Raw genomic sequence first — 14,369 nt, 5'->3', positions numbered from 1 at the left:
ATATACTTGTATTATACACAAAGTACAACTTTTTGGTATCAGTTCAATTTTCTATGTTTACATGTACTAGGTGCCATTTTGAGTGGTGTATTGAAGTAACATATTTTTGATATGTTTTCGTATAAATTTCAAAAAATGAGCCGTATTCGCTGGAATACGGCTTCTTGATTGTCTACTTGATGGCTTTATAAGGCTATTTTAATTCGAGCAATACGATGTTTTCAACGTGTGGTGTGTAACTAAACATATCAAATGGTAATATTTTGGTTAGATTATAAAAGTTTCTTAATTGCTTATAATCTCTTTCTTGAGTATCCGGATTACATGATACATACACTATTTTTTTAGGTTTTAGTTTTAATACTGTTTGGATAAATTTAAGACTTGCACCATCTCTTGCTGGGTCCATAATTAATGTATCTACCTTGTCAGTAAAGTTTTCAAGTGTGTGTTCCACATCACCTAAAATAAATTCTGCGTTAGTAATTTGATTCATACGTTTGTTATCAATAGCATCTTTATGAGATGCGGGGTTAATTTCTAAACCATATACTTTTTTAGCATATTTAGATGCTAGTAGTGTGATCGTACCAATTCCAGAATAGGCATCTATGACTACATCTGTTTTTTCAATGCCTGCAAACTCAAAAACCTTATCATATAAATTGAACATTTGCATCGGATTAATTTGATAGAATGCATTAGCAGATATCTTAAAATCTATATCACCGATACTATCGATGATAAAGCCTTTACCATATAAAATACGTTGTTCTTCTAGTAAGACAAACTTAGAGTCTTTTTTATGGATATTTTGAATCACAGTTTTTACATTTGGGTGTAGTGCAATCAGCTCATTTACAATCTTTTTATGATTTGGAAAATTATTTAATTGGGTAGAAAAGATAACCATTAAATCACCTGTTTTAAATGATTTTCTAATCATAACATGCTTAATAATTCCTTGTCGGTAATTTTTAGCATAGGCTTTATGTTTATATTTAATAAGAAGTTTTTCAACTGTTTCAAATACTAAATCTATTTCTTTATCATGTAAAAAATGACCTAGTTTAGGTTTAATTTTTGTAGTGCCTTCAATAAATAAACCTAAACGTATTTGTTGGTTATTATTCACATTGACATTGGTTGCAGATAACACCGCTTTATGTCTATAACCTCTAGGTACAGGATTAGGTACTATTGGTAAAAATTCTCTATTAAAAAGAGATTTTATGTATTTTTCTTTTACTTGCAGTTGTTCTTTATAAGGCATTTGTTCAAAAGCTGTCGTATCTAATGTATCAAATGCTATATCATCATTATAATCTTTACTCATTTTATATCCTTATTTAATTCTTTGGTCAGTTTAATAAAGGCGATTTTATCATTATCATATGTTAAGTATTTTAATACTTGATCATAGTTGTACCAACCAGCATGTAAAACCTCGGATTCTTGTTGGGTGATTTTATGGTTTAATGCTTGACCTAAAAAGTAATATACATCTTTATAAATACCAGTTGGCATTAAGTATGTAATAGTTTCCATTTTATTTGAAGCAATCTCATAAAGAATACCAGTTTCTTCACTCACTTCTCTTTTTGCTGTATCCATAATGGATTCATTTTTTTCTACATGACCCTTAGGAAATGAAAAATGATTTCCATTTTTATTTTGAATCATTAAAAATAGATATTGATCGTCTACTTTTGTATATACGACTGCACCTGCAGATACTTCTTTAACCATGATTTATCCTTTCATCTACATATGTAGTAATCTTTTGTACTACTTTAGATGTAAAATGTTTTAATTCGATATGTTTAATACCTTGTTTAGTGTGTAATGTAAGTAACTTTGATTTGTCATCATAACTATATTTAATGATATCAACAAAGCGTGTACTATCCTTTTCAAATTGTAGAAATAGCATTTTAAGATAACTTGTATCTTTATCCTTTAAACCAAATGAGATACCCTCTTTGGTTAGAATCACATTATCTTTTCTAATAATTCTACTACCTAAGCTAAATACTAAAATAATGAGTAAAATGAATATTGTTGTGATAGTAAGTAGGGGATCATTATCATACATGACACTTAATACTACTAGTACAATAGATAGTAAATTAAACGGTGTTAAAATACCTATAAATTTCCACAAACTCTTATTGGGCATGTAAATAATCATTTAAATACTTCCTTTTTTAATCTATTACTATTATAAACGAAAAAGAGCCTTTTTGGCTCTTTAAACGTTTATTTCGTCAACCATTTTTTTAAATCTTCTAGAATTGCTTGATTAATTTGGTGACCACCGTGATGCTTATTTACATATACATTTGCATGTGTAGCTTTTAATGCATCAACGAGCTTATCGTTTTCCTTATTTTTAACATAAGGATCATTATCTGATGTTGCAATATAGATATCTACACCAGTTAAATCTTTAAACGGTTTATCAGGTTGTAAAAATACTGGACTTAGTAGTACAACTTTCTTTAAAATTGGTCCATTAAGTTGCAGAAGTGATTCTAAAATATTTGCACCATTAGAAAATCCTAAACCTACCATCTTACTTTGATCAAGTCCATAATTTGTTATGCTTAGACTAATAAACTCATTGAGATTATTTGTCTCAACTTCTAAGTTTTCGATATCATAGTTACCCATACCATATCTTTTAAAGAATCTGTTCATACCTTGTTCACTCACATTACCACGTGGTGATAATATGTTAAAAGTAGGGTTTAAGTAATTTACTAGTGGCACTAGATCGTTTTCATCACCACCTGTACCATGTAGTGCTAAAAATGTATATTCACTTTTTTTATCTAAAAAGATATGTTTCATTTAATTAATTCCTCCATATCTATGGCGTGATAACCTAATTTCTTTAAAGTTTGATTAAGTAACTCCTGTTCTTCTTTAGTAAGAATAGAAAATACTTGATTCATAACCTTATAGTGTTTAGGTAAGATCTCATCAGCATACTTTTTACCCTCTGTGCTAAGTTCTACATAAAAGGTTCTTTTATCATCTGGGTCTTGAGTACGTGTAATATAACTTTTTTCTTCTAGTTTATCTAACACATAAGTCATTGAGGAGTTTGGTATTAAAACCATTTGACACATGGTGTTTACAGAGACTCTACCCTTTTGATAGAGTGCTTCTAATGCTGCAAATTCATTTACAGTTAAGTTATAGTTTTTAACATCTTTTTTTACAATATGTTCAACCGACTGAACTGCTCTAAATAAAATGCGCATCGTCTTTAAATTATCAGTTTCTAGCATAGTTTTCTCCTATAAATATTCTTTTTCAAATGCTTTGGTGCTACGTACAGTATCAAAATGTTTAACAACACTTTCAACATAGGCTCTTTTATTAATAAATGCTGGTGGTAAAGCGAGCTTTTCACCTAATATGTCATAAGTTTCTTCATGGTCAATAAAACCCGGTTCATCGGTTGCTAGTTCAAATAAGATACCTGGATACAATCTTGTATATACAGATTCAAAGTAGTAACGATCAACATAACCAGAGTGTGGTGCACCTAATTTAGTTAAATGATTTGCCCATGCATCTAGTGATTGTCTCGTATCTACTCTAAATGCTACGTGGTGTACACCACCATAACCTTGAGTACCTGGAGGTAATAGTAGACTTTCTTCAACAATAACTGATGCACCATTTCCACCTTCACCCATTTCAAATAGGTGTAGAGAACCTTCATTTTTCACTTCTTTGATATTAAATACGCCTTCTAAAATGTTTTTCATAGATTCTAAGCGGTTTACTGTAAAATACACTGGTCCTAATCCATAAATACCAAATTCATTAGGTACTGGTCCTTTTAGCCAAGGTGTACCAGGCTTAACACCTGGAATACCTTCATCAGAAAATAGTGCATAAGGTTGTCCGTCAAAATCATTGAAGTAAATTGCTTTTCTTCCAAATACTGTACGAATACCTGTGTGTTTTACATCATACTTATCAAATCGTTTGATCCAATAGTTTAATGCCTCATCACTAGGAACTCTAAAGCCACTTCTTGATATTTCATTCACACCATGTCTAGCTTGAGGAATACCTTTAAAATCAAAGAAAGTAATGTCAGTACCAGGACTTCCTTTATCATCTGCAAAGAATAAGTGATAGGTATTAATATCATCTTGATTCACAGTTTTCTTTACTAATCTTAAACCTAATACATTTGTATAAAAATCATAGATTTTTGGAGCACTGCTAGTAATTGCAGTAATATGGTGAATACCTAATAGATTCGTCATTGTACATTACCTTCTTTTCTATTAAGTTCTTGGAAGTTTCCATCTTCATCTTCAACTCTTATATTTTCCAGATTGTTTTGAATTGCACCACGAATGCTTTTAACATATTTGTGTCTAAGTTCTTGTCGTTCTTCAATTTCTTCATCTGTTAATGTTCTTAGTTTGGCTTCTTTAGCATAATAATTAATTTTATTCAATAAATCTTGATGTGCCTTCCAGCGTTCATATTCTTCCTTGTTTTGATAAGGATACTCATAAAGACTATCAATGTTTCTAATAAAGAGTGGCATGAGTTTTGCTTCCACTTCATCTTTTAAGTGCATATAATGTGGTGGCATATAGAGATCTGGTGCTTCTTTATATTCACTATCCATTTCAAATCCTGGAGTAAGTGTTGCAAGTTCAATAATTACACCACCTGGTTCTCTATAATATAGTGATTTAAAGAATTTTCTATCCTTAACACCAGTAATTGTAAATCCTTTAGCTTCTAAGTTAGTTTTCCAAGTTTCAATTTCAGATGCTTCAACACCAAAAGCAATATGGTGAACAGAACCAGCGCCCATACTAGAACGTCCAGTCTTATGTTTATAAATATCTACATATCTACCAAGCGTACGTCCTGTATCTAGTCTGATATAGTCATCATCTTCTTTGACAAAAGTTAATCCTAAATCGTTAGTTAAGTGTTCTACAGTGCCTTTATAGTTAGATGAATACATAAGTGCCCCGTAAAAACCTTTAATTGCTACATCTTTTGTAACACCATTAAATTCAAATAAGTTTTGGTCACCTTCATCAGATTCAATTAATTCATTTTTAATGCCATGAGGATCGCTAAATCTTAAAAACTTATTTCCTAATCTTTCTTGTGCTTCGAATGATACATTGAATTTAGTAAGTCTTTCTTTCCAATAATCTAATGAACCCGCTGGTACCATGTAACTTGTTACACCAACTTGTCCATCTCCAACCATACCTTCTTTATAGTGTTTTGGCCATGGAAAGAATGTGATTGCTGTACCTAAATCTGCATTGTGATTTCCATAATATAGATGATACACATTGTGATCATCAAAGTTTAAAGTTCTCTTAATTAATTTTAATCCTAATACACCTGCATAGAAATCAACATTTTCTTGTGCATGCCATACAATGGTTGAAATATGATGTATCCCTTGTATTTTCATATACATTACCTCTTTTCATGGTTACATTATATTTCGAATTCGAAATAATTTCCATCAATATGCATTTTTAGGCAAATTGTGGTATAATATATAAGAATTTAACACAAATTCACGACTACACAACAGGAAAATGATAGCTATGGCAAAACTTATAACACTCGGTTCACACTTAAATTTCTCTAGTCTTTCATCAACAAAGTTTATTAAAGAACTTAATTTAGATGTCGATATAAGTTATGAGCATAGCATTGATAGCGCCTTTAAAGCCCTTTTAGGTGCTGACTACTTAGTATTACCTATAGAAAATGCAATTGATGGTTACATCCAAAGAACTCTTGATTTAATCTATAAGTATGACTACTTCATTACACACGTTAATGAACTACCGGTAGACTTTAGTTTAGTTACAAATGAGGTGTCCTTAGATTTAGTGGATACCATCTATGTACAGTTTAAAGCTAAAAACCAATGTCTAAACTTTCTAGAATCCTTACCTAAAGTAAAGTATATTATTACAGATTCTAATTCAGAGAGTTTAAATAAACTATTAACACATGAAAAAAGTAGTGCAGCAATTATACCAAAGCACTTAATTGACAGGCACTTCTTACTCACCATTCATAACATTCATGATGATGAGTTAAATCACACGAGATTTGCATTTATTGAAAAGCATCCAACCATGCCAAAAGATAAAGAGCATCTTAAGGCACTATTATCTATCCAACCTAAAAAAGACGAGGTTGGGTTACTCTACAATTTATTACAACATTTTAAAAACTTAAACATAAATTTGAGTTCAATTATTTCAAGACCAAAAACCGATAAAACGAGTCCCTATCATTTCTTCTTAGAAATTAATACAAAACTCGATCAATTATCGGCGTTAACCACGAGACTAGCATCTGATAATCAGTTAAATATAAAAATATTAGGAGTGTACTAAATGGAAATCAATCTTACAAATTATATGACAGTTGAAACATATGAAAACCAAGAAATCAATGATGAGGTACTACGTTATCGTGTCTATATACCTAAAGTAAAACGTAGAAAATATAAGGTTTTCATTTACTTACATGGTAGTGGTGAAAGAGGTAGTGATAATTTACTTCAAATTCAACACCACGCACAACTATTAAACTATATAATAGATCACCCAATATATGGTAAAGAAACAATCATCATTGCCCCTCAAGTACCTGAAGATCAAGCTTGGGTACCTGTTGAAGATGTGAAACAAGGCACTTATGTCTATGATACAAACCCTGTTTCACCAATTCAAGCATTATTTAATGACTTTTTAGATAAAGAATTAGAACGTCGTTATAAAGTAGATAACCAATTTGTTTACATCTCTGGTATTTCTATGGGTGGTGCTGGCGCGATTGACTTTGTTACAAGATTCCCTGGGAAATTTGCTGCTTGTTTATCTATTTGTGGCACGATGGACTTATCTCAAGTCAAACGTTTAAAACGTACACCATTATGGTTATTCCACTCTTCTGATGATCCTGTGGTTGATTACACACCATTTAAAACAGGATATGAGGAACTTACAAAAATCGGTGCAGATGTCATGTATACAGAGTTTAATGATACAGGACACGGTGTATGGAGAAAAGCTTATGAAGAACCTGGTCTAATTGATTGGATCTTCTCTAAAAAGAAAACGATGCCTAGATTTTAAAGATAAAAGCCTTAAAGATTACATTTTGTATAATCTTTAAGGCTTTTTATTTAGTCTACATAAAGTCCCATGGACTTAAATCTTTAGTTTCATCTAAATCATCTTCTTCACTTAATTGATCAAATAAGTTGAATGATACTTCATCATGTGTAAGTCGTTCTTTAAGCATCGTATGTCTTTTTTCAACTAACTGATTCGATGCGTATTGAAGTAATCTTAAATCTCCTAATACTAATAGATGTGATTTTGCACGTGTAATCGCGGTATATATAAGTTCTTTTTTTAGCATATGTAAATAACTTTTAATAATCGGTAGGAAAACTACTTGATATTCTGAACCTTGTGACTTATGAATTGAAATGACATAAGCGAGGTTTAAGGTATCTAGTTCATTTTGATCGTAATTCACTAATAAACCATCAAAATCTACTTGTAAAATCTTTTGATTTTTATCGTTTTTACGTATCGCTTTAACTACACCAATATCACCATTCATGATTTCTTTGTCTTTATCATTTTGAAGTTGGATGACTTTATCACCTATGTAGTAGGTTTTATCGCCAAACTTCATAAATGGTGGTTGATTATAATTTGGATTAAACTTAGCTTGTATTTCTAAGTTCATTGTATCAATACCTAAGTCACCTTTATATTGAGGTATTAAAACTTGAATGTCATTAATTAAATCATAGCCTTTTTTCATGGCGCCACCAATTTGATTAATGATTACTCTTTTAATATCTTCACCAGTACCACTATAAAAGGTCACGTCATTATGACTAATTAAATCTTCTTGACTTAAATTTTGATTATTAATAGAGGATGCTAGTTTTACAATATGAGAATCCTTAGCTTGTCTATGTATTTCATTAAGTCTTATCACTGGTACAACATTAGAACTAATTAAATCACCTAAAACGTAGCCCGGACCAACACTTGGTAGTTGATCTTCATCACCCACAATAACGACTCTAGTACCATCTATAATGCTATTTAGGAGTCTTTTCATTAAGTAGATATCTATCATCGATGCTTCATCGATGATAATAAGATTTTGAACCAGTGGTTGAACTTTATTGGACTTAAATGACTGATCAAAATCAAATCCTAAATGTGAGTGAATCGTACGTGCAGGAAAATCAAGTAATTCTCTCATACGTTTAGATGCACGTCCTGTTGGTGCCATAAGTGCAATCTCATTGGTTGCATCTTTAGATTTTAAGTTAATTTTAAAATATTTAGCATATAACTCTAAGAACCCATCAATTAAGGTCGTTTTACCAGTACCTGGTCCACCAGTAATAACAGTGAGTGGATTTTGCATTGCTGTAATAATAGCTTGTCTTTGTTTTTCTGTATAATCAATAGATTTTTGTATAGAGATCTGAGATAACATCAACTCTAATAGTTCAGTATCCACATGATCAAGTGGATATGTTTTTAACTCTTTAATGCGTTTTGCAATATCAATTTCATCTCTATAGATTTGTTTTAAGAAGTACTTATCATCTTCTAATACTAATTTATTTTCTTTAATGAGTTCATCAATCGCTGGTTTAAAATCAGCATCTACATCAATGACTCTAGATACTCTACTCATCAGTTCTTCTTCAAATAAGTAGAGGTTACCCTCACTATTAGATGTAGTTATGAGTGCATAAACTAATGCAGCTTTTAAAGTTCTAATATCCGTTTTTGAAATACCAAATTTTTCAGCGATATCTCTTGATTTTATAAACCCAAATCCATCAATTTCATACATCAGTCGATAAGGATCTTCTTCTAACTTTTCTAAGGTTTGACTGCCATAATTGCTAAACAATTTAGCAGATATACGGGTAGTTAGACCTAAATCTAAAAGTTTAACAAAAATACGTTGTTCAGCTTGGTGACTAATTAATTCTTTTTTGAGTCTATTTCGCTTGATTGGATTTAAAATTGGACTTAATACATTTTCATCAGTGATTATTTTTTCTATGGCATCTGTGCCTAATAAACTGACTATTTTTTCAGCTGTAACCGGTCCAATACCAGAAAAATTATCACTGGATAAGTATCTGACTAAACCTGATTCTGAAGTGTTTTCTAATCTTTCATAACTTTTAACTGTCAGTTGACGCCCAAATTTAGGGTGTATGGTCTCTTCACCAGTAAACTCGTATTCTAATTCTTCACTTAATAAAGGAAAATAACCAACAATAGAGATTAACTCTTTATCATTGGTTTCTAGTTTAGCAATCGTATAGCCATTAGATTCATTTTTAAAAACATAGGATTTGATGAATCCTCTTACTTTAATTTCCATTAGCTATATAATCTTTTTTCCCCTTCATTGTATACTACTGAAATAAATCCTGAACCAACACACACTTCATCTTCATAAATCGCACACACTTGACCCGGTGTTACTGCACGTATTTTTTGAGGATAAAAGACTTTAAATGTTTCGTCATCAATCCATTTAATTTCAACATCTTGGTCTTCTTGGCGATATCTGAATTTCGCTGTAAATTTACCATCTCTTTTTGCTCCACGCCACTTAACTTCAGTAATTAATGCTTCATCTGAATATAAATAAGGATGCTCAAAACCTGGTTCAACATACAGTGTGTTTGTAGATAAGTCTTTACCTACAACAAACCAAGCATCTGTTGTATCGGTTGTACCACCGATACCTAAGCCTTTTCTTTGACCAATTGTATAGTTCATTAAACCAAAGTGACGTTTAATAAAAGTGCCATCTAAACGTCTCATATCGCCTTCTTTTGCAGGTAGGTAGTTTAGTAAGAATTCATTAAAATGACGTTCACCAATAAAACAAATACCGGTAGAGTCTTTTTTATCAGCTGTAGCTAGATCATGCTCTTTAGCAATTCTTCTAACTTCACTCTTTGGTAAATTACCAATTGGGAATAAGACATTTCTTAATTGTTCTGTTTTAAGTTGACTTAAAAAGTATGTTTGATCTTTATTAGAATCTACTGCTCTAATTAGTTTTGGTTCATCACCTGTATGATCAATTTGAGCATAGTGACCCATTGCAATATAGTCTGGTTTAAACTTTTCACTATAATCGATAAATGCTTTAAATTTTATTTCATTATTACATAATACGTCAGGATTTGGTGTTCTATTCTTTTCATATTCATCAATGAAATATGAAAAAACACGATCCCAGTATTCATGAATAAAATCTACTCTATGTAATTTAATACCCAATTTATTTGCTACTTTTAATGCATCTTGGTAATCTTTTTCTTGTTCACATGTTTCATCATATAACGTTGGGTTGCCTCTAAAATCCATATTTGTTGCTGAATCCCAATTACGCATGAATACCGCTTCTACATCATAGCCTTGTTGTAACAGTATCAAAGCAGCGACTGAAGAGTCGACTCCGCCTGATAGTCCGATTAATACTTTCTTTTTCAAAATAACACTACTTTCTATTCATATCTGAAGGTAAGCGTAAATCACCTCTAGGTGATAAGCTTATCCTTAACACTTTTGGTCCCTCAGGCATCACTTGACGCTTAAACTGTGACTGATAAAACCTGTTTAATAATCTTTTTGCATAAAGATCTGATGCTTCTACAGATAGACCAAATGTGTGTCTAACTAGGAAGGATAATTTTTCTTCACTCGCACCATTTTCTAATAAATGATGCAGCATAAAATCATTAATTTCATATGTACCAATGACATCCTCAGTTTTTTGATTTTCTTTTAATTCTGGGCTGATTGGTCGGTTTAAAATACTTATTAATATATCTTTAATATCTTGGTAGTTATGTTCACTGTGCAGCTTAACAAGTGCTTGAACAAGTGTTTTAGGTACACCAGCATTGACATTATACATACTCATATGATCACCATTAAAAGTCATCCAACCAAGCGCTATTTCGCTTAAGTCACCTGTACCTAAAACAAATCCTTGGTGTTTGTTTGATAGATTCATTAATATGAGTGTACGGATTCTAGCCTGTGCATTTTCATAGGTAATATCTGTACTACCACCATGATTTAAACTTTCAAGATGAAGTTTTACTTGATCTTCAATTGGAATTTCAAGTGCTGTGATACCTAATTTTTCCATGAGTAAGATGGCATCTGTCTTAGAACCTTTAGAGGTTACTTGACTAGGCATAGTAACACCGATGATATCTTTAACATCACCATTTAGTTTTTTAATTGCTTGATGAGCAACTAATAAAGCAAGTGTACTATCCAAACCACCTGAGATACCAATAATAATCTTAGGTTTTCCTAGATGTTTGATTTTTTGAACTAAACCTTGTACTTGTATTTGATTAGCAATCAGTAAACTTTCTTTATCGCCTACTTTAGGTAGGAATGGTGTTTTGTTTAAAGGTCTTTCAAATACATAGTCATTGTTAGTAAAAAAGTCTACATGAACTTTAGTTGTTGATTGTGTATAGCCATTTTGTTCATCTTTAAAGGTAGAATCAATTCTTCTTTGATAGCGAATAGCTTCTATGTCCATGTCTACTCTTAAAACTTCTTTAGGATCTAATAGACTAGATTCAATAATCAAACTACCCAAACTAGCTGCTATCTTATGTGGTGTAAACACGACATCCATTGTTGATTCTGATGATGCAGAAGCAGTGTATAAATAACCACTTAACTGTCTTCTTGAAGCATCTAATACAGTGTGTTTTCTAACCGTTTGTTTACCCATGGTTTCAGGTGAGGCCGATAAGTTTAAAATCAGATGAGCACCACTTAGACTTAAATGATTTCCAGGTGTCTCAATCGCCCACATATCTTGGCATATTTCTACACCAAATCCAATGTCATGTAATTCATCTTTAAAGACCATATCACCAAATGGGACGGTTTGTCCAAGTACTTCCACTGTATCAAGCTCATAGTTAAAACCTGATTGGAACCAGCGCTTTTCATTAAACTCTTTTGAATTTGGTAGGTGATACTTAGGTATCACACCAAGTATCTTCTTATTTTGAATAACTACTGCAACATTAAAAAGTGCATCCCCTACTTTTAAAGGCATACCTAATATGTACACACCTTGATAAGTTGTTCCATTCATAATTTTACTTAGTGCTTCATTTGTTTTATTGATGTAATCTAATTGGAAAAATAAATCTCCTGAGGTGTAACCAGTTAATGATAGTTCAGGAAATAAAACTAACCCAGAGGATTCATGATTAAGTATATTTAAAATAGGTTCCACATTGAGCAGTGGATTACCTAATTTGATTTCAGGACTTGCAAGTGAAACTTTTAATATACCGTGTTGTGTCATACTTTCACCTCTTCATAGAGTTTATTTTCTAAAATATATGTTTTTACATTTAAGTTTAATTTGTCTAAATTTTGATTTAAGTTTTTTCTAATTTCAGAACTACTTATATCACTTTGAAACATCATTTTTTCATACTTTAAACCAAGCTTACTGAGTAAATCATCATCAAAAGTATAGTTATTTCTAGTAAGCAAGATAAATTTATAGTTTTCAATCAACTTTTTATAATCTTTCCATTGATCTAAAGTCTTTATATGGTCTGCACCTACTACAAAATACAAATCATCATAGCGTTTACTTAGTTCATTCAAGGTATGATAGGAACCTAAAAATGCTTTCGTATTTTCTAGTCTACTGATTTCGACATAATCTAAATGTTGCGTCATAAGTTCAACCATCTTGAAACGATGTTCGAAGTCAATTAGGTCCGTCTTCCAACTAAAATAATTGCCTGTTGGGACAATTAAGATTTTTTTAGGTTTGAATTCTTCATGTAATTTATGTATAATTGCTTCATGAGCAATGGTTGGTGGGTTAAAGCTTCCCCCATAGACAAGTACCATATATAAATCCTTTCGTTTCTACTATGTATTATAACATCAACAGCACTATCTATAGTGCTATTTGGTTATCTATTTAGTTTTTTGTTCACATAATGTGTGATTATTTATATAAATAATGGTATAATTTTTATAATTAAGAAAGATGGTTCACTATGGCGGATAATAACAAAAAAGTAGATCACGATTTTCAATTACTTAAAAACGTAAAAAAAGTCAAATTAGCTAAAGATTATAATTTCTTTAATCATAATCCTTTTTTTAAGTTATTATCATTTTTTACAGTATTATTGATTAAAGTTCTGGTCTTTTATGTGTTTGGAGTTATTTTTAGAGGTCTTAGAATTAAGGGTAAAAAGAACTTAAAACATCTTAAAAAAGAAAGATTCATTCTTGTGTCAAACCATGTGCATGTACTTGATGCCATATGGATTGGTTCATTAATATTTCCTAGAAAGATTTATGTAACGATGCTTCAATCTAATTTAGGGCTACCATTTGTAGGAAAAATACTGCGTGTTGCAGGTGGAATTCCAATACCTGAAACTAAGGAACTTATGGTACACTTCTTAGATGAATTAAAAACTGAACTATCTAAAAAAACACCAGTACTTGTTATGCCTGAGGCATCTATTAAGCCATATCATGTGGGTATTAGAAAATTCTTGAGTGGTGCATTTAGATTTGCTGCAGATGCTGATGCTAAAATATTACCATTTGTCTATGTCTATAAAAATCCTAATTTTATTCAAAAACTTTACAAGAAAAAACCTAGAATCCATTTACATATATTAGAGCCTGTTGAAGTTGTTCTTGGTGAAACCAAACAACAAACACTCACACTGACTAAAAATAAAGTCCATCAAATTATGAGTGATTATTTTAACAAGCATTCAGATTTAAAGGAGGAAAACTACAATGAACCTCAGAAATTAATTGAATCCAATAAACGTTTTACAAAAGCTAGAAGAGCTTTACTTGAAGTCTTAAAAGATCGTCACTTAACATTTAAAGAAATTTATGAAGAATTATCTAAAAAAGGATACACCAACATTTCAACACTTTACAACAACTTACAATTTTTCTTAGATAATAACTTAATTATTAAAATTAACCTAGATGGTGTGAAGTACTACGACTTAGGTCTAGACAATCCCTTCCATGATCATGACTCACATTTACATATGGTCATCAAGGATGAAGATGAATATAATCCTACCATTAAAGAAATTGATTACCCAGAAATCTATGATGCGATTAAATCTCATCCAGTATTTAAACACTATGATATTGAATATATCAGAATCTTAGTTTCTGCAAGTCCCTCTAAACATAAACATAAATAAA

The 14,369-nt window shown here is 31.2% G+C and carries 14 protein-coding genes; 3 read left to right on the top strand and 11 right to left on the bottom strand.

Features of this window, described 5'->3' with window-relative positions; genetic code table 11:
* Window positions 1-193 precede the first annotated feature (193 nt).
* The 7 genes from rlmD to ACL_RS02825 all read right to left on the bottom strand — a co-directional run bounded on the left by rlmD (window position 194) and on the right by ACL_RS02825 (window position 5,482).
* Window positions 194-1,336 (bottom strand): 23S rRNA (uracil(1939)-C(5))-methyltransferase RlmD, encoded by a 1,143-nt coding sequence (gene rlmD, locus ACL_RS02855; protein WP_012242518.1) that lies wholly within the window; start codon window positions 1,334-1,336, stop codon window positions 194-196.
* Complete coding sequence (locus tag ACL_RS02850) at window positions 1,333-1,749, bottom strand: bis(5'-nucleosyl)-tetraphosphatase (protein WP_012242517.1); 417 nt, start codon at window positions 1,747-1,749, stop codon at window positions 1,333-1,335. Before ACL_RS02850 ends, rlmD begins: the two co-directional genes overlap by 4 nt.
* On the bottom strand, window positions 1,742-2,191 hold the full coding sequence (locus ACL_RS02845) for a hypothetical protein (RefSeq protein ID WP_012242516.1): 450 nt from the start codon (window positions 2,189-2,191) through the stop codon (window positions 1,742-1,744). The genes ACL_RS02850 and ACL_RS02845 overlap by 8 nt, the downstream gene beginning before the upstream one ends.
* 68 nt (window positions 2,192-2,259) lie before the next feature.
* The gene (locus ACL_RS02840; RefSeq protein WP_012242515.1) at window positions 2,260-2,853 is read right to left on the bottom strand and encodes an alpha/beta hydrolase; all 594 of its coding nucleotides are present in this window, start codon (window positions 2,851-2,853) and stop codon (window positions 2,260-2,262) included.
* A complete protein-coding gene (locus ACL_RS02835) occupies window positions 2,850-3,296 on the bottom strand; it encodes a MarR family winged helix-turn-helix transcriptional regulator (protein WP_012242514.1) in 447 nt (148 codons plus the stop codon). Before ACL_RS02835 ends, ACL_RS02840 begins: the two co-directional genes overlap by 4 nt.
* A 9-nt stretch (window positions 3,297-3,305) precedes the next feature.
* A complete protein-coding gene (locus ACL_RS02830) occupies window positions 3,306-4,292 on the bottom strand; it encodes a ring-cleaving dioxygenase (RefSeq protein WP_012242513.1) in 987 nt (328 codons plus the stop codon).
* Window positions 4,289-5,482 carry a DUF896 domain-containing protein gene (locus ACL_RS02825; protein ID WP_049751944.1) on the bottom strand — a complete coding sequence of 398 codons (1,194 nt, stop codon included), beginning with the start codon at window positions 5,480-5,482 and terminating at the stop codon, window positions 4,289-4,291. Before ACL_RS02825 ends, ACL_RS02830 begins: the two co-directional genes overlap by 4 nt.
* A 139-nt stretch (window positions 5,483-5,621) precedes the next feature.
* Here ACL_RS02825 and ACL_RS02820 point away from each other — a divergent pair, with 139 nt between their 5' ends.
* Together ACL_RS02820 and ACL_RS02815 are read left to right on the top strand one after the other, a co-directional pair.
* Window positions 5,622-6,428 carry a prephenate dehydratase gene (locus ACL_RS02820; protein WP_049751943.1) on the top strand — a complete coding sequence of 269 codons (807 nt, stop codon included), beginning with the start codon at window positions 5,622-5,624 and terminating at the stop codon, window positions 6,426-6,428.
* A complete protein-coding gene (locus ACL_RS02815; RefSeq protein ID WP_012242510.1) occupies window positions 6,429-7,172 on the top strand; it encodes a carboxylesterase family protein in 744 nt (247 codons plus the stop codon).
* A 55-nt stretch (window positions 7,173-7,227) separates the two neighbouring features.
* Here the strand turns inward: ACL_RS02815 and recD2 are convergent, their stop codons facing one another.
* The 4 genes from recD2 to nadD are packed head-to-tail and all read right to left on the bottom strand — an operon-like array spanning window position 7,228 to window position 13,025.
* Window positions 7,228-9,477: an SF1B family DNA helicase RecD2 gene (gene recD2 / locus ACL_RS02810; protein WP_012242509.1), complete on the bottom strand. Its 2,250-nt coding sequence runs from the start codon at window positions 9,475-9,477 to the stop codon at window positions 7,228-7,230.
* Window positions 9,477-10,604 (bottom strand): tRNA 2-thiouridine(34) synthase MnmA, encoded by a 1,128-nt coding sequence (gene mnmA / locus ACL_RS02805; RefSeq protein WP_012242508.1) that lies wholly within the window; start codon window positions 10,602-10,604, stop codon window positions 9,477-9,479. The genes recD2 and mnmA overlap by 1 nt, the downstream gene beginning before the upstream one ends.
* Before the next feature lie 7 nt (window positions 10,605-10,611).
* Window positions 10,612-12,462, bottom strand: a complete 1,851-nt coding sequence (locus ACL_RS02800) for an NAD(+) synthase (RefSeq protein ID WP_012242507.1) — start codon at window positions 12,460-12,462, stop codon at window positions 10,612-10,614.
* Window positions 12,459-13,025: a nicotinate (nicotinamide) nucleotide adenylyltransferase gene (gene nadD / locus ACL_RS02795; RefSeq protein WP_012242506.1), complete on the bottom strand. Its 567-nt coding sequence runs from the start codon at window positions 13,023-13,025 to the stop codon at window positions 12,459-12,461. The genes ACL_RS02800 and nadD overlap by 4 nt, the downstream gene beginning before the upstream one ends.
* 152 nt (window positions 13,026-13,177) lie before the next feature.
* Between nadD and ACL_RS02790 the strand changes: the two genes are divergently transcribed.
* Window positions 13,178-14,368, top strand: a complete 1,191-nt coding sequence (locus tag ACL_RS02790) for a 1-acyl-sn-glycerol-3-phosphate acyltransferase (RefSeq protein WP_012242505.1) — start codon at window positions 13,178-13,180, stop codon at window positions 14,366-14,368.
* Window position 14,369: the final 1 nt, after the last annotated feature.

The sequence above is a fragment of the Acholeplasma laidlawii PG-8A genome, from assembly GCF_000018785.1.
Taxonomy (GTDB): Bacteria; Bacillota_I; Bacilli_A; order Acholeplasmatales; family Acholeplasmataceae; genus Acholeplasma; species Acholeplasma laidlawii.
Note: the sequence above shows the minus strand (reverse complement) of the source record. Positions and strands in the feature narration are given on the sequence as shown.

Coding starts and splice junctions, on each gene's coding strand:
- ACL_RS02830 (WP_012242513.1), bottom strand. CDS start 4,292: ATGACGAATCTATTAGGTATTCACCATATTACTGCAATTACTAGCAGT.
- nadD (WP_012242506.1), bottom strand. CDS start 13,025: ATGGTACTTGTCTATGGGGGAAGCTTTAACCCACCAACCATTGCTCAT.
- recD2 (WP_012242509.1), bottom strand. CDS start 9,477: ATGGAAATTAAAGTAAGAGGATTCATCAAATCCTATGTTTTTAAAAAT.
- ACL_RS02840 (WP_012242515.1), bottom strand. CDS start 2,853: ATGAAACATATCTTTTTAGATAAAAAAAGTGAATATACATTTTTAGCA.
- rlmD (WP_012242518.1), bottom strand. CDS start 1,336: ATGAGTAAAGATTATAATGATGATATAGCATTTGATACATTAGATACG.
- ACL_RS02825 (WP_049751944.1), bottom strand. CDS start 5,482: ATGAAAATACAAGGGATACATCATATTTCAACCATTGTATGGCATGCA.
- ACL_RS02820 (WP_049751943.1), top strand. CDS start 5,622: ATGGCAAAACTTATAACACTCGGTTCACACTTAAATTTCTCTAGTCTT.
- ACL_RS02850 (WP_012242517.1), bottom strand. CDS start 1,749: ATGGTTAAAGAAGTATCTGCAGGTGCAGTCGTATATACAAAAGTAGAC.
- ACL_RS02800 (WP_012242507.1), bottom strand. CDS start 12,462: ATGACACAACACGGTATATTAAAAGTTTCACTTGCAAGTCCTGAAATC.
- ACL_RS02835 (WP_012242514.1), bottom strand. CDS start 3,296: ATGCTAGAAACTGATAATTTAAAGACGATGCGCATTTTATTTAGAGCA.
- ACL_RS02815 (WP_012242510.1), top strand. CDS start 6,429: ATGGAAATCAATCTTACAAATTATATGACAGTTGAAACATATGAAAAC.
- ACL_RS02790 (WP_012242505.1), top strand. CDS start 13,178: ATGGCGGATAATAACAAAAAAGTAGATCACGATTTTCAATTACTTAAA.
- ACL_RS02845 (WP_012242516.1), bottom strand. CDS start 2,191: ATGATTATTTACATGCCCAATAAGAGTTTGTGGAAATTTATAGGTATT.